This is a genomic window from Curtobacterium luteum (assembly GCF_001475545.1).
Lineage (GTDB): Bacteria > Actinomycetota > Actinomycetes > Actinomycetales > Microbacteriaceae > Curtobacterium > Curtobacterium luteum_A.
Genome location: NZ_LDQC01000002.1, coordinates 79,237 through 96,742 on the forward strand (window position 1 = coordinate 79,237; position 17,506 = coordinate 96,742).

14 protein-coding genes and 1 pseudogene are annotated in these 17,506 nt (G+C 71.6%); 7 read left to right on the forward strand and 8 right to left on the reverse strand.

What is annotated here, in order from left to right:
• Positions 1-2: 2 nt before the first annotated feature.
• The 3 genes from NS184_RS00615 to NS184_RS00625 all read left to right on the forward strand — a co-directional run bounded on the left by NS184_RS00615 (position 3) and on the right by NS184_RS00625 (position 2,451).
• Positions 3-1,034 (forward strand): YihY/virulence factor BrkB family protein, encoded by a 1,032-nt coding sequence (locus tag NS184_RS00615; RefSeq protein ID WP_058724202.1) that lies wholly within the window; start codon positions 3-5, stop codon positions 1,032-1,034.
• A gap of 53 nt (positions 1,035-1,087) precedes the next feature.
• Positions 1,088-1,570, forward strand: a complete 483-nt coding sequence (locus NS184_RS00620) for a DedA family protein (protein WP_058724203.1) — start codon at positions 1,088-1,090, stop codon at positions 1,568-1,570.
• A 182-nt stretch (positions 1,571-1,752) separates the two neighbouring features.
• Entirely contained in the window at positions 1,753-2,451 is a 699-nt protein-coding gene (locus NS184_RS00625) for an SDR family oxidoreductase (protein WP_058724204.1), read from the forward strand.
• 39 nt (positions 2,452-2,490) lie between these two features.
• On the opposite strand, the gene NS184_RS00630 is transcribed toward NS184_RS00625, so the two are convergent.
• A complete protein-coding gene (locus NS184_RS00630) occupies positions 2,491-4,068 on the reverse strand; it encodes an ABC-F family ATP-binding cassette domain-containing protein (protein ID WP_058724205.1) in 1,578 nt (525 codons plus the stop codon).
• Between the two features lie 304 nt (positions 4,069-4,372).
• Between NS184_RS00630 and NS184_RS00635 the strand changes: the two genes are divergently transcribed.
• Complete coding sequence (locus NS184_RS00635; protein WP_058724206.1) at positions 4,373-4,789, forward strand: DUF3151 domain-containing protein; 417 nt, start codon at positions 4,373-4,375, stop codon at positions 4,787-4,789.
• A gap of 161 nt (positions 4,790-4,950) precedes the next feature.
• Here NS184_RS00635 and NS184_RS00640 read toward each other — a convergent pair whose 3' ends face one another.
• The 4 genes and pseudogenes from NS184_RS00640 to NS184_RS00655 all read right to left on the reverse strand — a co-directional run bounded on the left by NS184_RS00640 (position 4,951) and on the right by NS184_RS00655 (position 11,412).
• Positions 4,951-7,995, reverse strand: coding sequence for a glycoside hydrolase family 2 TIM barrel-domain containing protein (locus tag NS184_RS00640; RefSeq protein ID WP_058724207.1), 3,045 nt, complete (start codon positions 7,993-7,995; stop codon positions 4,951-4,953).
• Positions 7,992-8,927, reverse strand: coding sequence for a carbohydrate ABC transporter permease (locus NS184_RS00645; RefSeq protein ID WP_152997981.1), 936 nt, complete (start codon positions 8,925-8,927; stop codon positions 7,992-7,994). Before NS184_RS00645 ends, NS184_RS00640 begins: the two co-directional genes overlap by 4 nt.
• Before the next feature lie 182 nt (positions 8,928-9,109).
• A pseudogene (locus tag NS184_RS00650) lies at positions 9,110-10,051 on the reverse strand (carbohydrate ABC transporter permease); the annotation flags it as partial.
• A complete protein-coding gene (locus NS184_RS00655) occupies positions 10,048-11,412 on the reverse strand; it encodes an extracellular solute-binding protein (protein WP_058724256.1) in 1,365 nt (454 codons plus the stop codon). The pseudogene NS184_RS00650 and the gene NS184_RS00655, both read right to left, overlap by 4 nt.
• Before the next feature lie 232 nt (positions 11,413-11,644).
• Between NS184_RS00655 and NS184_RS00660 the strand changes: the two genes are divergently transcribed.
• Positions 11,645-12,802 (forward strand): Vms1/Ankzf1 family peptidyl-tRNA hydrolase, encoded by a 1,158-nt coding sequence (locus NS184_RS00660; RefSeq protein WP_058724208.1) that lies wholly within the window; start codon positions 11,645-11,647, stop codon positions 12,800-12,802.
• Between the two features lie 60 nt (positions 12,803-12,862).
• Here the strand turns inward: NS184_RS00660 and NS184_RS00665 are convergent, their stop codons facing one another.
• Together NS184_RS00665 and NS184_RS00670 are read right to left on the reverse strand one after the other, a co-directional pair.
• The gene (locus NS184_RS00665) at positions 12,863-13,972 is read right to left on the reverse strand and encodes an acyltransferase family protein (protein WP_058724209.1); all 1,110 of its coding nucleotides are present in this window, start codon (positions 13,970-13,972) and stop codon (positions 12,863-12,865) included.
• A 26-nt stretch (positions 13,973-13,998) separates the two neighbouring features.
• Complete coding sequence (locus tag NS184_RS00670; RefSeq protein ID WP_058724257.1) at positions 13,999-15,144, reverse strand: MFS transporter; 1,146 nt, start codon at positions 15,142-15,144, stop codon at positions 13,999-14,001.
• Between the two features lie 118 nt (positions 15,145-15,262).
• Here NS184_RS00670 and NS184_RS00675 point away from each other — a divergent pair, with 118 nt between their 5' ends.
• Positions 15,263-15,979, forward strand: a complete 717-nt coding sequence (locus NS184_RS00675) for a GntR family transcriptional regulator (protein WP_083513329.1) — start codon at positions 15,263-15,265, stop codon at positions 15,977-15,979.
• 27 nt (positions 15,980-16,006) lie between these two features.
• Here NS184_RS00675 and NS184_RS18110 read toward each other — a convergent pair whose 3' ends face one another.
• On the reverse strand, positions 16,007-16,159 hold the full coding sequence (locus NS184_RS18110) for a hypothetical protein (protein WP_193750355.1): 153 nt from the start codon (positions 16,157-16,159) through the stop codon (positions 16,007-16,009).
• A 227-nt stretch (positions 16,160-16,386) separates the two neighbouring features.
• Here NS184_RS18110 and NS184_RS00680 point away from each other — a divergent pair, with 227 nt between their 5' ends.
• Positions 16,387-17,493 (forward strand): LacI family DNA-binding transcriptional regulator, encoded by a 1,107-nt coding sequence (locus NS184_RS00680; RefSeq protein ID WP_058724210.1) that lies wholly within the window; start codon positions 16,387-16,389, stop codon positions 17,491-17,493.
• Positions 17,494-17,506 lie beyond the last annotated feature (13 nt).

Sequence of the window (17,506 nt, forward strand, 5' to 3'; positions counted from 1 at the left end):
TCATGGCCCGTGAACGACAGAAGCCCGACGCCGACGACCCGCGCAAGCCGGACGGACCCACCGACCTCACGAAGCCGACCGTCGTCTACACGCTGAAGAAGACGCTCCGCGAGTTCTCCAGCGACCAGTGCACCGACCTGGCCGCGAGCCTGACGTACTACACCGTCCTCGCGCTCTTCCCCGGCATCCTCGCGGTGGTCTCGATCCTCGGCCTCGTGTCCGAGCCGACGAAGACCATCGAGAACGTGCTCGCGGTCGTGACGAACATCGGTGGCGGCGACGTGGCGAAGCTCCTCCAGGACCCGATCGAGGGACTCGTCCGGTCGCCTGCGGCACCGATCACGTTCATCGTCGGTCTGCTCGGTGCGCTCTGGTCGGCCTCCGGGTACGTCGGGGCGTTCGGCCGCGCGATGAACCGCATCTACAACGTCCGTGAGGGACGGCCGATCTGGAAGCTCCGTCCGACGATGCTCGGCGTGACGCTCTTCACGGTCGTCCTGCTCGTCCTCGGTCTCGTCGTCCTCCTCAGCGGCCCCGTCGCGAAGAGCGCCGGTGACCTCATCGGACTCGGCGACGCCGCCGCGACCGTGCTGCTCATCGTGCAGTGGCCGATCCTGCTCGTCATCGCCGTGGTCGTCGTCGCGGTGCTGTACTACTGGGCGCCGAACGTCGAGCAGCCGAAGTTCCGCTGGGTGAGCGGCGGCTCGATCGTCGCCATCCTGATCTGGATCATCGCGAGCCTCGGCTTCGGCTTCTACGTCGGCAACTTCTCGAACTACAACGCCACGTACGGCTCGCTCGGTGGCGTGATCATCTTCCTGTTGTGGATCTGGATCACGAACAACGCCCTGCTGTTCGGTGCGGAGTTCGACGCGGAGCTCGAGCGCGGCCGCGAACTGCAGGCCGGCATCCGTGCCGAGGAGGACATCCAGCTCCCCGAGCGCGACACCCGGCAGATCGAGAAGCAGGACGAGCAGCGGGCGAAGGACGTCCTCCAGGGCATCAAGATCCGCCAGGGTGCCGACCGCGACTGACCCAGCCGGGTCGGACTGAGGACATTCCCGGCGAGCGCCGTTACGGTGCGCGCGTGCCGTCATTCCTCGACGACCTGCCGTTCTGGCCGCTCGTCGCCGCCCTGCTCGTCATCGTGTTCTGCCGTGCGCAGGCCACGTACTGGCTGGCACGGCTGGCCGTGACCGGGGCGTCCCGCTCCCGGTGGGGGCGCTGGCTCGACTCGGCCGCGGTCCGTCGGGGCTCGGCGCTCCTCGACCGCTTCGGCCTGCCGGTGGTCTCGGTCAGCTTCCTGACCGTCGGGCTGCAGACGGTGCTGAACGCCGCCGCGGGGCTCGCCCGTGTCCCGTGGTGGCGGTACACGGTCGCCATGCTGGTCGGCTGCATCGCGTGGGCGTTCGTCTACGCGACCGTCGGACTGGCCTTGTTCTGGGCGGTCCTCGCCGCGTTCGCGGGGTCGCCGTGGGGTGTCGTCGCGATCGTCGTGGTGGTCGCGGCCGGCGCAGCCGGGTGGGTGGTGTTCCGCCGTCGGCACGGCTCGTCCGTCGCCTCCCGCTGACGCGCCTGCCAGGCGCGGTCGGACGGCCGCTGCGTCGGCTGGCTCGCGTCGTACCGCGGCTGTGCCGGCCACTCCGGTCGGAGCGCGGCTGTGTCGGCCGGCTCCCGTCGGACCGCCACCGCGACGAACCGGCCTGGAGGCGCGGTGCGGCCCCGTCAGTCCGCATCCGTAGGCTGGTGCGCATGACCGACACCGCGCCTCCCGTCAGCCTGCCCACCGCACTCGTGACGGGCGCGACCCGCGGGATCGGCCGGGCGATCGCGCGCGACCTCGGGCGGACGCACCACGTGTTCGTCGGCGGCCGGAGCGCCGAGGCAGTCGACGCCCTCATCGCCGAGCTCCCGAACGCGTCGCCGTTCGTCGGCGACCTCGGTGCCGGCGACACTCCCGGCCTGCCGGACCGGCTCGACGTCCTCGTGCACAACGCCGGCGTCGAGGAGGGCACGACCGTCGCCGACACCGAGCGGGCCGTGTGGGAACGGGTCTTCGCCACGAACGTCTTCGCGGTCGCCGAGCTCACCCGCCGTGCGCTGCCGGCCCTCCGCGCGGCCAGGGGCATCGTCGTGCCGATCAACAGCGGCTCGGGCTTCACCTCGGGCCCCGGCGGCGGGGTCTACGCGGCGTCGAAGTTCGCCCTCCGCGCGTTCGCCGACGCCCTGCGCGAGGAGGAGCGGGCGAACGGCGTCCGGGTGTCGAGCGTGCACCCGGGCCGGACGGACTCGGACATGCAGCGAGCCCTCACCGAGAAGCTCGGTGAGGACTACGACACCGCGTACTACCTCGCCCCGGAGGACGTCGCCGCCGCGGTCCGCACCGTGGTCGACCTGCCGGAGCGCGGCACGGTGGAGTCGCTCGCGATCCGCCCGACGAAGCGGCGCTGAGCGGCCCCGCCAGCACCGGACTCGGGGTTCACTGCCCGATCACGACAGCTCGATCCGGGTGGTCAGCTCGAGTCGGTCGAGGAACGTCTCGTCATGGCTGACCACCACGAGCGCACCGCGGTAGGACCGCAGCGCGTCCACGAGCTGGTCGACGCTGGTCAGGTCGAGGTCGTTCGTCGGCTCGTCGAGCACGAGCAGCTGCGGCGGCGGATCCGCGAGCACGAGTGCCGCGAGCGCGACACGGAACCGCTCGCCACCGGAGAGGTCCCCGGCTCGTCGGTCGACAGCGTCCCCGCGGACGAGGAAGCGGGCGAGCCGGTTCTTCACCTCGGCGTCGCTCGCGGTCGGGGCGTGCCGGCGGACGTTGTCGAACACCGTCGCGGCGTCGTCGAGCGTGTCCTTCCGCTGCGGCAGGTAGCCGATCCGGTCGACGTGCGCGACGGCCCCGGTCTCCGGCAGCGGGTGCTCGCGCGCCCCGGGGACGCCGACGAGCTGTTCGAGCAGGGTCGTCTTCCCGACCCCGTTGTCGCCCGCGACAACGATGCGCTCCGGCCCCTGCACGATCGTGTCCCGCCCGCGGACGGTCAGGGTGGCGATCATCCGGGAGGCCGGCACCTCCGGATCGGGCAGCGCGACCGAGATCGACTCGTCGACCCGGAGCCTGCTCTCGGCCTCGTGCTTCGCCGTCAGCGCTGCCGCTTCGTCCCCGGCGTACCCGGCGCGGAGCCGTCCGGCGGTCTGCTCCGCGTGCTTCCGTCGTTCGTCGGCCCACCCCTTCGGCATGTTCTCGGCGGACTTCCGGCCAGCGCGTGCACGCCGGGCGATCTTCGTCTCCGCCTCGATCCGCTGCCGTTTCTCGGTGCGGTGTCGTTGTTCGGCGACGCGGACCTCTCGTTCGGCCGCGGCTCGTCGTACGGCGAGCTGCTCCTCGTAGGCGCTGAAGGTGCCTCCGAACACCGTCAGCGCACCGGATCGCAGCTCGCACGTCTCGTCCACGTGCTCCAGGAGCTCCCGGTCGTGACTGACCAGCACGAGCGTCCCCGACCAGCCGTCGACCATGTCGAGCAGCACGCCGCGGGCTCGACGGTCGAGGTTGTTCGTCGGCTCGTCGAGGAACACGATCGGTGCTCGACGCATCCGGATCCCGGCGACGGCGACGAGCACGGCCTGCCCGCCGGACAGCGTCGACACGGGGCGGTCGAGGTCGGAACCGTCGAGGCCGAGCCCGATGCTCGACAGCGCGGCTGCGGCCTGCTCCTCGACGTCCCAGTCGTCGCCGATCACGTCGAAGTGCTCCGGGGATGCGTCGCCAACGAGGACCGCGCGGAGCGCCGTGACGGTCGGTCGGATGCCGAGGAGGTCCGTGACGGTGTCGTCGGGGCGTGCGCTCAGTCGCTGGGGCAGCAGGTCGACCGGACCGGTCGTCGTGACCGATCCCGAGGTGGGGTGGAGCTGCCCCGTGACCAGCCGGACGAGCGTGGACTTGCCCGCCCCGTTCCTCCCGACCAGGCCGGTGCGGCCGCGGCCGAAGGCGGCGGTGAGGTGGTCGAGCGCGACGGTGCCGTCGGGCCAGGCGAAAGTGAGGTCGTCCAGGACGACGGACGGACTGATGGGCATACGGGTGCCTCCCCGGTTGTCGATGCTGGGCGCACGACACCGGAGCCACCACCGTGCGGTCGGGCACGAAGGTGGAGCGCCCGACGGCGGGCGCGATCACGGTGTCAGCGCGTGGGCTGAGCGGAACCGGTGATCGACAGCAATCCGTCTGCTTCCGTCGGGGACCCCCGTGGCCGTCACCCGTGGCGGCGGCCGGTCGTCCCGCACCGCGACCCCGTGGTGACGACGGGGTGGACCACCACGCTACGCCCGGCCGCGCGCGGCACGCAAGGGCTCCGCCTGCTCGGCGTGACAGGCTGGGGGCATGCCGGAGAACCTGCTGCCGAACCCAGCCACCCCCGAGACCCTGCTGCCCGAGGAGCCGGAGGTGACATCGGCGCTCGCCGCGGACACCCCGGTCGCTTCGGTGGTGGTGTCGCACCCGTCGTCGAGCCTGGCGTGGGCGCTCCTCGCCGACGAGGCGTGGGAACGCGGCGCGACGCTCGAGTCCTACGCCTACGCCCGGGTCGGGTACCACCGCGGGCTCGATGCGCTCCGGAAGGCCGGGTGGCGCGGGGCCGGTCCGGTGCCGTGGTCGCACGAGCCGAACCGCGGCGTGCTCCGAGCGCTCTTCGCGCTGCGTCGGGCGGCTGAGGAGATCGGCGAGGAGGGCGAGCCCGAGCGGCTGACGGCGTTCCTCGAGCAGAGCGATCCGGAGGCCCTGCGCGCACTCGGCGCGTAGCGCGCCGTGCCGCCGCGCCGCGTCCGCCGCGCCGCGCCGTGCCGCGCCGCCGGGCGGGTTGAACCACGGAAGCGACATCGAACCGGTCACCCGACCTGGTTCGATGTCGCTTTCGTGGTTCCTCGCGAGCGTGAGCGCGCCGTGCGCGCCCCGCGCTGCGCCTACGCCAGCACCACGCTCCACGACGCCGCGTGCGGCCACAGCTGGTGCTCCGGCAGCACGTCGAGCCCGCACGCGCGGGACCCCAGCCCGTGCTGCGCCGCGTCGAGGTACAGGTACGCGTGCTCCGGCGTCGGCAGCTCGTACGGGTGTCCGGCGCGCGTGACCTGCTGCGCGGTCCACGGCGTGAGCGTGAAGCCCGAGCGGTGCGACCCGACCGTCGTGACGGTGAGGTCACCCACCGCCAGCGAACGCAGGGCCGGTCGGTGCCCGGACTCCTGCGGCCGCGAGTAGTCGACCGTCAGCGAACGCACCGGCGCCTGGAACCGCCCGATCCGGGCAGCGTGCGAGGAGTCCGGGTACGACTCGTCCGGACCGGTACCGAACCACGTCGCGGTCTCGTCGAGGAACGACACCGGCAGGTCGAACCGCACGCCCAACCGCGGCCACGTGACGTCCCACGCCCCGAACGGCACGGCGTCCGTCTGCAGCTGCAGCCCGGCGTCCGTCAGGCTCCAGCGGTGCGTGACGTCGACGCCCCACCCGCTGTTCGCTGCCGCGACCCGGACCCGCTGCACGAGGCCGTCCGCCGTGCGGTCGACCGACACGGCCCGGTGCGTCAGGCGGTCGAGTCCCCGCTCGACCCACTTCACGGCCGAGGCGGGCGCGGTCGGGTCCCCGACCCCGCCGGTGAGCACCGGATCGGCCGTCTCGTAGCCGCCCTGCGAGGCGAGCCGGTCGTTGTCCGTCGGCGCTCGCCAGAGTTCGAGCCGCGGCCCGGCGATGTCGTGGCCCTTGAAGGAGACCAGGTCGCCGCGGGCGGTGAAGGTGCCGTCACCGAGGCGGTCGCCGTCCCACCCCTGCCGGGAGGCCCGTGGCGCGTCCGCCGGTCGGCTCGCGACGAGCCGCTGGGTGCGTGCCACGACGTGGCCGGTGTCCGCCCAGGCCGTCGGTCCGGCGAGCTCCGCGGTCACGTCGAACCACAGCTCCTCGCCGGGTGCGACCGAGCCGGCCGCGGCCTCCAGCACCTCGTCCGGCACTGGGACGGTGGCCGACGCCCGTGCGGCGATCACCCCGGGTGCGAACCGACCGGATGCTTCGACCACGCCGTTGCGCGACAGCGTCCAGCAGAAGCGGAGTCCCGCGGTCGAGGCCGAGTGGTACCGGTTCTCGACGAGCAGCGTGGTGTCGGACGACGACATCCGGATCGGTGCCACGACGGCCGCGAACTCCGCCAGCCCCGGGGTCGGGGTGTCGTCGGGCAGGACGAGCCCGTCCATCACGAAGTTGCCGTCGTGGACCACCTCGCCGAAGTCACCGCCGTACCCGTAGTAGGCCTGGCCGGACGCGGTGTGGGTGAGCAGGCCGTGGTCGCGCCACTCCCACACGAACCCGCCGTGCAGCCGCGGGTACTTGTCCACGAGGGCCTCGTACTCGGCGATCTGCCCCGGCCCGTTGCCCATCGCGTGCACGTACTCGCAGTGGATGAACGGCTTGGACCGCTGCCGGGCCGCCTCGGCGGGACCGCACTCGAGCAGGGGCGTGGGCGTGCCGCCGCCGATCGACTCGGTTTCCTGCAGCGTCGGGTACATGCGCGAGTACACGTCGGTGTACTCGCCCGTGTAGTCGCCCTCGTAGTGCACCGGACGCTCGTCGTCGCGGTCGTGCACCCACTGCGACATCGCCGCGAGGTTCCGACCGGTGCCCGACTCGTTGCCGAGCGACCACATGACGATCGACGGGTGGTTCTTGTCCCGTTCGACGGTCCGGGCGATGCGGTCGAGGTACGCATCGCGCCAGGCCGGGTCGTCCGAGGGGTTCCCGACCCACCCGGTGAAGATGAAGCCGTGCGTCTCGAGGTCGCACTCCAGGATGACCCAGAAGCCCAGCTCGTCGGCGAGGTCGAGCACGCGCGGGTGCGGTGGGTAGTGCGAGGTCCGGATCGCGTTGACGTTGCTCCGCTTCATGAGCGCCATGTCTGCTCGGGCGTGCTCCTCGTCGAAGACGCGCCCGCGGACGGGGTGGGTCTCGTGTCGGTTCACACCGTGGAACACCACGCGCTCGCCGTTCACGAGGAACCGGTCGCCCTCGATCCGCACCGACCGGAAGCCGATCCGGAGCGAGACCGTCTCGCCGCCCGCGCGTCCGCCGGCGGTGGTCCCGGTCGACAGCGTCGCGTCGTACAGCCGCGGCTGCTCGGCGCTCCACGGTTCGACGCCCTCGACGGTGATCGGCACGACGTCGTCGGCCGTCTGCCACACCTCGGACACCCCGAGGTCGGGGACCTCGAACCGCACCGGGAACACCGCGTCGATCGTCGGCACGGTGATGGTCCCCGTGCCGGTCGACGGGCGCCCCGACGCGGCCGTCCCCGCGGTGGCCGCGGAGCCCAGCACGGGCTCCCACGAGGCGCGCACGAACACGTCGTCGATCGGCGCGGTCGGACGCGCGAGCAGGGTGACGTCGCGGAAGATGCCCGGCAGCCACCACTGGTCCTGGTCCTCGAGGTACGACGCGCCCGACCACTGGTGCACGCGCACGAGCAGCTCGTTCGACCCCGGACGCAGCAGAGCGGTCACGTCGAACTCGGTGACGAGCCGGGAGCCGGTGCTCCACCCGACGAGCGAGCCGTTCAGCCACACCCGGAAGTGCGACTCGACGCCGTCGAACCGCAGCACCACCCTGGCCGCCGCGTCGAACGCGTCCGGCAGGGAGAACACGCGTCGGTGGTCACCGGTCGGGTTCTCCTCCGGCGGGTGCGGCGGGTCGATCGGGAACGGGTACTGCAGGTTCGTGTAGCTCGGCGCCCCGTGCCCGTGCAGGACCCAGTGCGACGGCACCGGCAGGGTGCCCCAGTCGTCGTCGACCCCGGGGACCGGGACGTCGGCGACGGGCGACCAGCGGAAGTCCCACTCGCCGTCCAGTGACAGCGAGGGGGCGTCCGTGTGCAACCAGGCACGGGGTGCCAGTCGCGAGTCGGAGCCGGGGGCGGTGGATGCCAGGTCGGCGAGCGCCGACTCGTTGGACGGCTGTGCAGTGACGGTCAACCCTTGACCGATCCTTCCGTGAGGCCCCCGCGCCAGAAGCGCTGCAGGACGATGATCGCGATCACGAGCGGGATGACCGAGACGAGCACTCCGCCGGTGGTGAGCTGGTAGAACTCTGGCAGACGATCGACCTGTGCACGCCAGTTGTTGAGTCCCAGGGTGATCGGGTAGAGCTTCTGGTCCGCCAGCATGATGAGCGGCAGGAAGAAGTTGTTCCAGATGCCGACGACCTGGAACAGGAACACCGTGACGAGCGCCGGGGTCATCTGGCGGAGCACGATCGTGTGGAAGATCCGCAGCTCGCCCGCGCCGTCGATGCGCGCCTGCTCGAGGAGCGCGGTGTCGACCGACGCCGCCGCGTAGACCCGGCAGAGGAACAGTCCGAACGGGGAGACGAGGCTCGGGATGAGCACGCTCCAGTACGTGTCCGTCAGGCCCAGCGTCGAGAACAGCAGGAACAGCGGCAGCGCGGTGGCCGTCCCGGGGACGAGCACGCCACCGAGGATCGTGCCGAACACGAGCTGCCGACCGCGGAACTCGTACTTCGCGAGCGCGTAGCCACCCGCGGCGGCGAAGTACGTCGCGAGCACTGCGCCGACGCCCGAGTAGAGGATGCTGTTCGCGATCCACCGGACGAAGATGCCGCCGTCGTACGAGAACACCTGCGCGATGTTGCTGAACAGCGCGAACTCGCCGCCGAACCAGAACCCGTTCGTCGCGAACAGTGCCCCGGTGGTCTTCGTCGCGGCGATGACGACCCAGTACAACGGCACCAGGAAGTAGATCGCGACGATGACGAGGATGCCCGTCACCACGATCTGGGACTTCCCGGACCGGTCGAGCTTGCGGCGCTGGTGCGCGGTGATGGCGGTGGTGTCGACGGGCTCCGCCGCCCGCTTCGTCACCGGCGCCTGGATCGTCTCGCCGCTCATGCTTCCGCACCCTTCTGGTCGGACTGGAGGCGCGGTGCGGCTCCGGTGGTCGTGCTGCGGTTCGCGACGCCCGTGGCGGGTCGCGACCCGCCGTCGGCGGTGACGCGCGTCTGGAGCGCACGCCGTGCCTCCAGGCCGTCGCGCTTCGCGCGCTTCTTCTGGTCCCGCTCGCTCTTCGGCGGCCGGTTCGTCAGCGCGAGGAACGCGAACGACAGGATGAACGCGGCCAGCGCGATGATCACGGCCTGCGCCGAGGCGACGCCGTACTCGTTGAAGGCGAACGCGTTCGTGTACGCGGCGTAGTTCGGCGTGTACTCGGTGTCGATCGCGGGTGCGACCGTGGACAGGATCTGCGGCTCCGCGAAGAGCTGCAGTGTGCCGATGATCGAGAACACCGTCGTGAGCACGAGCGCGGGTGCGATGAGCGGGATCTGGATGCGCCACGCGACCTGGAACGCGTTCGCGCCGTCCATCTTCGCGGCCTCGTAGACCTCGCCGGGGATCGACTTCAGCTGCGCCACGATGATGAGCATGTTGTAGCCGGTGTACGTCCACGTGACGATGTTCGCGATCGACCACAGGACGCTGTTCGCGCCGAGGAAGTCCGGCTGCAGCCCGATCGACTGCAGCAGCGCCACGATCGGGGACAGCCCGGGTACGTAGAGGAACGACCACAGGATGGTCGCGATGACGCCCGGGACGCCGTACGGCATGAAGTACACGGCCCGGAAGAACGCGGGCCAGCGGGCGCTCGCCGACTCGAGGAGCAGCGCCAGGATCGTGCAGAGGACGATCATCACCGGGACCTGGACGATCCCGAACAGCAGCATGCGGCCGATCGAGGCGACGAAGCCGGAGTCCTGCAGGGCGATCGCGTAGTTGTCGAACCCGGCGAACCGGCCGACGACGCCGTCCTCACCGAAGAGGCCCTTCCGGTCGACGGTCGTGAAGCTCTGGAACAGCGCACTGATGATCGGGATGATGAACGTCAGGACGAACAGTGCGAGGAAGGGGCCGAGCAGGATCCACGGGGCCCGCTTCTGGGCAGCCGTTGCCTTCGTGCTCGTGCGGAAGCCGGTGCGCGGCTGCGAGGTGGCCGTCGCGCGGTCCTGGGTGGCGGTCATCGTGCGGTCCTCACGCTCAGGCCCTTGTCCCGGAAGGACTGGACGATCTCCCGTTGGGCGAGCTCGACCGCGTCGGTGAGCTTCAGGCCGCCGGTCAGCTTGCGGCGGAACTGGTTCTGCAGGCTCGTGAACGCGGACTGCGTCACCGGGGACCACGACCAGTCGACGTTCTGCTCCTGCGCGGCGGGCACGAAGACCTCTTCGTTGTAGTTCTGCCCGGAGAACCACTCGCTGGGCTTCTGCCGAGCGGCGCCGATGTAGTCCTTGGCGGGGGACCAGCCGATGCCGCAGTACTTGATCATCGCGTTGATGCCCTCCTCCGAGGTGGTCATCCACGTGATGAACTCGAGCGCTTCGGCCGGGTGCTTCGCGTTCGCGAGGACCGCGGCCGTCGAGCCGCCGATCGCGCTCGAGCCGAAGCCCGTGTCGCCCCACGTCTGCATGGGCGCGACCTTCCACTTGCCCTCGCCGCCCTGCACCGACTGGATGAGCGCGTCTCCCCAGCTCGCACTCGTGACGGCCGCGATCTTGCCGCTGGCCGCCGCGGCGTACCACCCGGGGGAGTACGCGCCGGCGCTCGTGTCGACCAGCTTGTCGTCGATGACGCCGTCGAAGAACTCGGCGACCATCATCGTCCGGTCGTCGGTCATGTCGACGACCCACTCGTCGCCGTCGATCCGGAACCACCGGGCCCCGGCCTGCTGCGCGTACGCGGCGAAGGGGGACGCGTCGGCGACCGGGAACACCTCGAGGTAGTTGCCGTTGCCCGTCCCGCGCACCTTGTCGGCGAGGTCGCGCCACTCGTCCCAGGTCTTCGGCGGCTCCCCACCGGCCTGCTCGAGGATCGCGGTCTGGTAGTAGAAGCCCATCGGCCCGGTGTCCTGCGGGATCCCGTAGATGCCGTCCACGAACGACACCTGCGCCCACGCTGCCTCGTCGTACTTCGACTCGAAGTCCTTCGCGCCGTACCGGGCGAGGTCCGTCAGGCCGTTCGCGAGCATGAACTCGGGGATCTGGCGGAGCTCGACCTGTCCGATGTCCGGGCCACCGCCGGCCGCGAGCGCGGAGTACATCTTCTGGTACCCGCCACTGTTGCCGCCGGGGATCCAGTTCGCGGTGACCTGGATGCGGGGGTTCTTCGCGTTCCAGACGTCGCAGACCTTCTGGAGGTCCTTGAGCCACGCCCAGTAGGTGAGCTGGACGGTCTCGCCGCCCGAAGCGGCGGGGATGAGCGCCGCCTTGTTGACGTTCGTCGAGCCCGGCACCGCACAGCCGGCGAGGAGGCCCGCCGCGGCCGTTCCCAGGCCGAAGCCCAGGAGTTGTCGTCTCGTGATGGGGCTTCTTCTGCCTGTCGGCGTCATCGCACGGCTCCGGTTCGTCATCGATCGGGGTCCCGCCCAGCCAACCACAAAACCGAGCGTTGCTGTACTTTCGCGCAGGTCGCTGGGCGTTCCCTCCGCGCTGTGGACGCACGCGGGCCGACGGGGGGAGTGTGGGCGCACGCGGACGCAGGGGACCGTGACAGGGTCCGTCCGAACCGGTGTCCGCCGTCGGGGCTGTCCTGCTCCGGCACGCTGAGCGGAAGGAGCTGCCATGACGTCGACCAACGCGACGAGCGAACTGCACGAGATCCTGGGACAGCGGCTGGAGGACGGGGGCACGTGGGCCTGGGCCTACGCCGACGTCTCCGGCAACGTGGAGGACCCGAGGCGGCAGGCGGCGCTCAAGCTCCGTGCGGTCGAGGAGTCGCTCCGTGCCCAGGGCGCCCCGGCCTCCGTCGTCGACGCGATCGCCGCCGAGTTCGAGCAGGAGGCCGGCGTCCCCTCACCCGTCACCCGGTACGTGCTCGTCCACGACGGGTCGGTCGTCCTGAGCGAGGTCCTCCCCGGACACCTGCACGGTGCCGAGTCCGTCGGCGTCGGCGCCGTCCCCGACCTCGTGCCGCTCGTCGCCCACCGCCCGGTCGACCTGCCGTTCCTCGTCGTGCACGCCGGCAAGGAGGGCGGCGCCTTCCGGACGTACCGGCTCGGCCACGCGCCCGTCGCGCCGGACGAGCAGCACGTCGAGGGCCGCAACGACACCCTGCACTACGCGAAGGCCGGCACCGGGTGGAAGCAGCCGCACTGGCAGCAGCACACCGAGGAGATCTGGAAGCAGAACCAGTCCGAACTCGCGGCCGCCCTCGACGCCACGGTCCGCGAGCGTCGACCGGGGCTCGTCGTCATCGCGGGGGACGTCACCGCACGCGAGCTGCTCGTGAAGTCGCTGTCGGCCGAGACGAAGGCCCTCGTGTCCGTGTTCCCGGGGGACCCCCGGGCCGACACCGCGTCGAAGCAGGCGTTCGTCGAACACGTCGAGGTGGCACTCGCCCGCGTCGTCGCCACCCGGCGGCACGACCTCGAGGACCTCCTCCGCACCCACGTCGGGCGCGGGGACAACCAGGCCGTGACGGGGCTCGGATCGGTGGTCGAAGCGCTGCAGCAGGCGCAGAGCTCGGTCGTCGCGCTCGACGCCGTGGCGATCGGCGACCGGACCCTCCTCGCACTCGGGGCAGCGCCCTGGGTCGCGACCGCTCCGGAGCAGGCCGGCGGTGTCCCGGTGATCGGACCCGTGCCGGCGGTGTGCGCGCTCGTCCGGGCGGCGGTGCTCACGGACGCGGAGCTCGTGCTCGTCAACGCGGCGTCGCTCCCGGGCGGCGCGGCGGCGGCCGCGCTCCTGCGCTGGCCGGTCGGACCGGCCGTGCCCGCCTGATGTGGTGAGCATCTGACGGACGGGAGGCGCGGTGTCGGCCGGCACCGCGCCTCCCGTCCGTCATGGCACCGTCGACTCGTCCCGCGGCGGTGCCCGGTGCCCCCCGAGGATGTCGGCGGACGACCGGTCTCGAGGCGGTCGATCCGACCAGCGGTGTACGGCGGGCGGAGGTCGGAACAAGTGGTCGGCACGGGTGCCCCGCACCGGCCAGTAGCCGACGAGCCCCGCGAGCGTCGCGACGACGGTGAGAGCAGCGATCGTGCCGGTCGGGTGTGCGACGAGGAACGGCGTCGCACCGAGGAGCTCGGCCGATGCGAGGAGGCCGACGATGACGGCCGTGTGGGTCAGGTAGGGGACGATCGACCAGCGCCCGAGCGCGCGGATCGGATTCGTCACGCGCAAGTCGTCCAGGACACGCGCGATCACGAGCGCGGACGCAGTCCCGATCACGACGTGGAGCACTGCGAGTGCGTGCTCCATGATGCCGGTCGACCTCGCGTGGGCCTCACCGACAGCGACCCAGACGCAGACGGCCACGACCGCCACGGGGGGAGACCCGAACCGATCGGCGTTCGCGATCAGTCGTGGCCCGAGGTGCGCGCCGATCGCGGTCAGGAACGCGAACTGTGGCAGTCCCTGCAGACCGGGCCCGGCCACGTGCCAGAGGTCGTCACCGACCACCGAGCGGCCCCACCCGATCACCCAGGCGCCGACGACGGTGAGGGCGGAGAGGACGACCACCGCTGGCAGACGTCGGGTCAGCCACACCAGCACGAAGTGGAGCGCGAGTGCCCACAGGTACCAGATCTCGCCGTTCGGGCGCACGAACGCCGCGATGACCCTCGCTGTCTCACCGATCAGATCGAGGTCCTCGCCCGCGGACGAGTGGCCGACGAGGCGGTACACGAACACCCCCGGTTGCCAGAGCACGTAGAGGTAGAGCAGCGGAGTGATCCGCGTCACCAGGTGGCGCGCCGGAGTGTCGTGTGCGGTCAGCGCCGGACCCGCGAGGATGCCGGAGACGATGAAGAAGACGGGCAGTGGCATCACCAGGTGATCGAGCACCCACCGGGCGATCTCGGAGTCGGCCGGAGCCCAGGCGGCGACGTGGATCAGGACGATCCCGACGATCGCGAACCCTTTTGCGGTGTCGAGCCAACCGATCCTCATAAATGTAGAGTATCGGCCGCGATCGGTCAGTTCAAGACCCGGTCCCGACGAGGCACCAACGGGAGCGCGAGCAACGGCAGGACTGCCAGGATCGAGAACGACGCCGCGAACCCGAGCCCCGCGACGAGCGCGCCGACCCCGGGCCCGACGGCGCTCGCCGCGATGAACTGCCCGGTGTTCTGCGCTCCGAGTGCGCGCCCGGACCAGAACGGCCCCGCAGCCTCGGCGACCGACGTGTACGCCAGGCCGTTGTCCGCGACGGTCACACTCGTCGCCACCACGAGGAACACCGCCCCCGCTGCCAGGTGGGTCACGTCCACGAGCGCCAGCACACCCATCACCGCCGCAGCGCTCACGGCGACGACCCGCAGCGGGCCGACCCGGGAGCCCGCGCGGTCGCTCCACGCCCCGACGAGGATGCGTCCGACCGCCCCGACGAACTGCGCGCCGCCGACGAGGAGTCCGGCCGCGCCGGTCGACCACCCGAGCCCGACGAGCCACACCAGCCCGTACGTGGACAGGGTGAACTGCGGCACGACGAGCAACACCGACACCGCGTGGATGCGCCAGAGGAACCCGTTCGACCGGTAGGGGTTCGCCACGTGCTCGGCCGACGCTTCGGCGCGGGAGGCTCGCGGTGGGTCGACGATGCCGATCGCGCAGAGGACCGCGAGCACGGCGCAGAGCAGGACCGGCAGCACGAGCGACGCCCGGATGTCCTCCGCCTCGGCGAGCTGTGGGACGGTCACCGCGGCCAGGGTCACGCCGAGCGGCTGCGACATCTGTCGGATCCCCATCGCGAGCCCGCGACGCTCCTTCGGGAACCAGCCGACCACCACGCGACCGCTCGCCGCGTTCGTGGAAGCGCTCGTCATGCCGGCGGCCAGGAACGCGATCCCGAGCAGCACGGTGTTCCCGGCTGCGAGCCACGCCGCAGCGACCGCGGCGGTCGTCAGCACGAGCCCGCCCGCGATCACCACCCGCTCGCCGACCCGGTCCGTGACGGCGCCCCAAGCGATCAGGGTGAGGACCATGCCGAACGTGGGTGCCGCGGCGAGGATCCCGGCCGCGGGCAGCGTGGTGCCGTGCGCGTGCAGGTACGGGATGAGGAGCGCCGGCGCGGACACGACGAGGGTCCCGGCCGCCTGCGCCGCCACCCCGAGCGCGAGCATCGTCCACGCACGGCGGGTCGCCGTCGGGCGAGGGGCGGTGGTCGTCGTCACGATGGTTCCGTTCGAGAACTGATTGGTATACCAAAACGGTATACCATGCCTGCTAGGCTTCCCGACCGTGGCTGGAACGACAGACGTGGTGACCGCGGACGACGCGCCGGTGTCACAGACCGCGCAGCTCTACGACAACCTCCGCGCGGCGATCCTGACACTCGACATCGCACCCGGCGAGCGCATCTCCGAGCGCGGACTCGAGGCGCGCTTCCACGCCTCGCGCACCCCTGTCCGGGCCGCACTGTCGCGGCTCGAGCGCGAAGGGCTCATCCTGCACGAGGGTCGCTCGTGGACGGTCACCCCGATCGACCTCGACGAGATCGCCTCCCTCGCGGAACTCCGTGGCGTGCTCGAGCCTGCGGCCGCGCGACTGGCGGTCGCCCGCGCCTCTGCCGAGCAGCTCGACGAGGTCCGGGCCCACCTCGATGACCTCCGTGAAGCCCCCGACCAGCGCTCGGGCGTCCGGATGGGCTCGACGTTCCACCTCGACCTCGCTGCACTCGGCGGCAACCGGTTCATCACCGACGCCGTTGCCGACGCGCTCACCCGCCTCGAGCGCACGCGGTGGATCGAGGTGCGCACGCCCGAGGCCCGCGACGCCGCGTGGGACGAGCACAGCGCGATCCTCGACGCCGTCCGTGCCGGAGACGCCGACCGGGCCGCGGACCTGCTCGCGGCGCACGTCGCCGGGACCAACGACCGGCTCCTCGCGTTCATCGCGCAGGAACGTCGTCGGCTCCGTGGCGCCGGCATGGCGATCGTCGGACCGACCGAGCGCTGACGTCCCGGTCGGTACGACGAACCCGCGTCAGAGCGTCGGTTCCTCGCTGCCGTCGGCCTCGCCGAAGATCCAGGCGTTCTGGTTCCCCTGACTGTGGTCGAGCAGACCGCTCTTCACCTCGTCGAGGGCGATGGACTCGCTGATGACGTCACGGCTCTGTCCGCGGGTGTTCTTCGACATCGTCGGCTCCTGTGTGTGGGCATCGGTTCGGTTGACGCAGGCCCCTGCCTGCGGATGCGCTTCCTCACGGGACGTACTGAGGTCGCTCAAGTGTGACCCGGTCTGTCCATCCTGCGCAAGGGTGCGAGCAGCCCTGTGGACAGACCGGTCGCGGCGGCGTGCCTAGGATGGTCCGGCCGCACCGGGCGCGGCACCACCAGCGCGCGACGACGGACGGGAGGCACGGCATGGCTGGACAGCGCACCGCACCTCCCACGGTGTACGACGTGGCCTCCGCGGCCGGTGTCTCCATCGCCACCGTTTCGCGCGTGCTCCGCACGCCCGACGCCGTCCGCGAGGCCACCCGCGACCGCGTGCAGGCGGCTATCCGGACGCTCGGGTACGTGCCCTCCGGCAACGCGCGAGCCCTCGCCGGGAAGCGCACCGGCGTGGTCGGACTCCTGCTCCCGGGATTCGACGTCGTCCCGGACGAGCGACCGGACCTGGTGACGGACGGCGGCGTCCGCGTGGTCGACGACCGCCGGCACGTCACGCAGCCGTTCTCCTCGAACCTCTACTTCGACGAGGTGCTCCGCGGAGCCGAGGTCGAAGCATGGCAACGCGGCCTCGCCCTCATGGTCGCTGCCGGGCGTGGCCCGTCGCGCGACGTCATCGTGAACGACGTCGCCGGACGTGTCGACGGCCTCGCCGTGCTGGCGCAGACGGTCCCGGACGAGCTGCTCGAGCACGTCGCCCGACGCATCCCCGTGGTGGTGCTCGCGGACGACCGGCGCTCGCACGGCTTCGACTCGGTGAGCGTGGACAACGCCGCGGGCATGCGGACGGTGGTGTCGCACGTGGTGGGGCGGCTCGGCATCCGCTCGATCGCGTACGTCGCCGGTCCGATCGACTCGCCGGACGACATGGAGCGCGCGGCGGGCTTCCGCGCCGCCCTCGTCGAACACGGGGTGGACCCGGCCGACGTGCCCGTCGTGCACGGCGACTTCGGCCGGGCCCGAGCACGGGAGCTCGCGTCGGCGCTCTTCGAGGGTGACGTCCCCCGTGCGGTCGTCTGCTCGAACGACCAGTCGGCGCTCGGGGTGCTCGACGCGGCGACCACCCTCGGCATCCGGGTGCCGGAGGACGTCGTCGTCACCGGGTTCGACGGCATCGACGCAGGGCGCTTCTCGCAGCCGCGCCTCACGACCGTGCACCAACCGATGGGTGAACTCGGCCGTGCCGCCGTCCGGGCGATCGTCGAGCGGCTCACCCACCCCGACGGCCCGCCGCGCGCCGTGCGCCTGCCGGTCGAGGTGCTGCTCCGCGAGAGCTGCCCGCCCGTGCTCGACGCCTGACGGCCCCGATCGC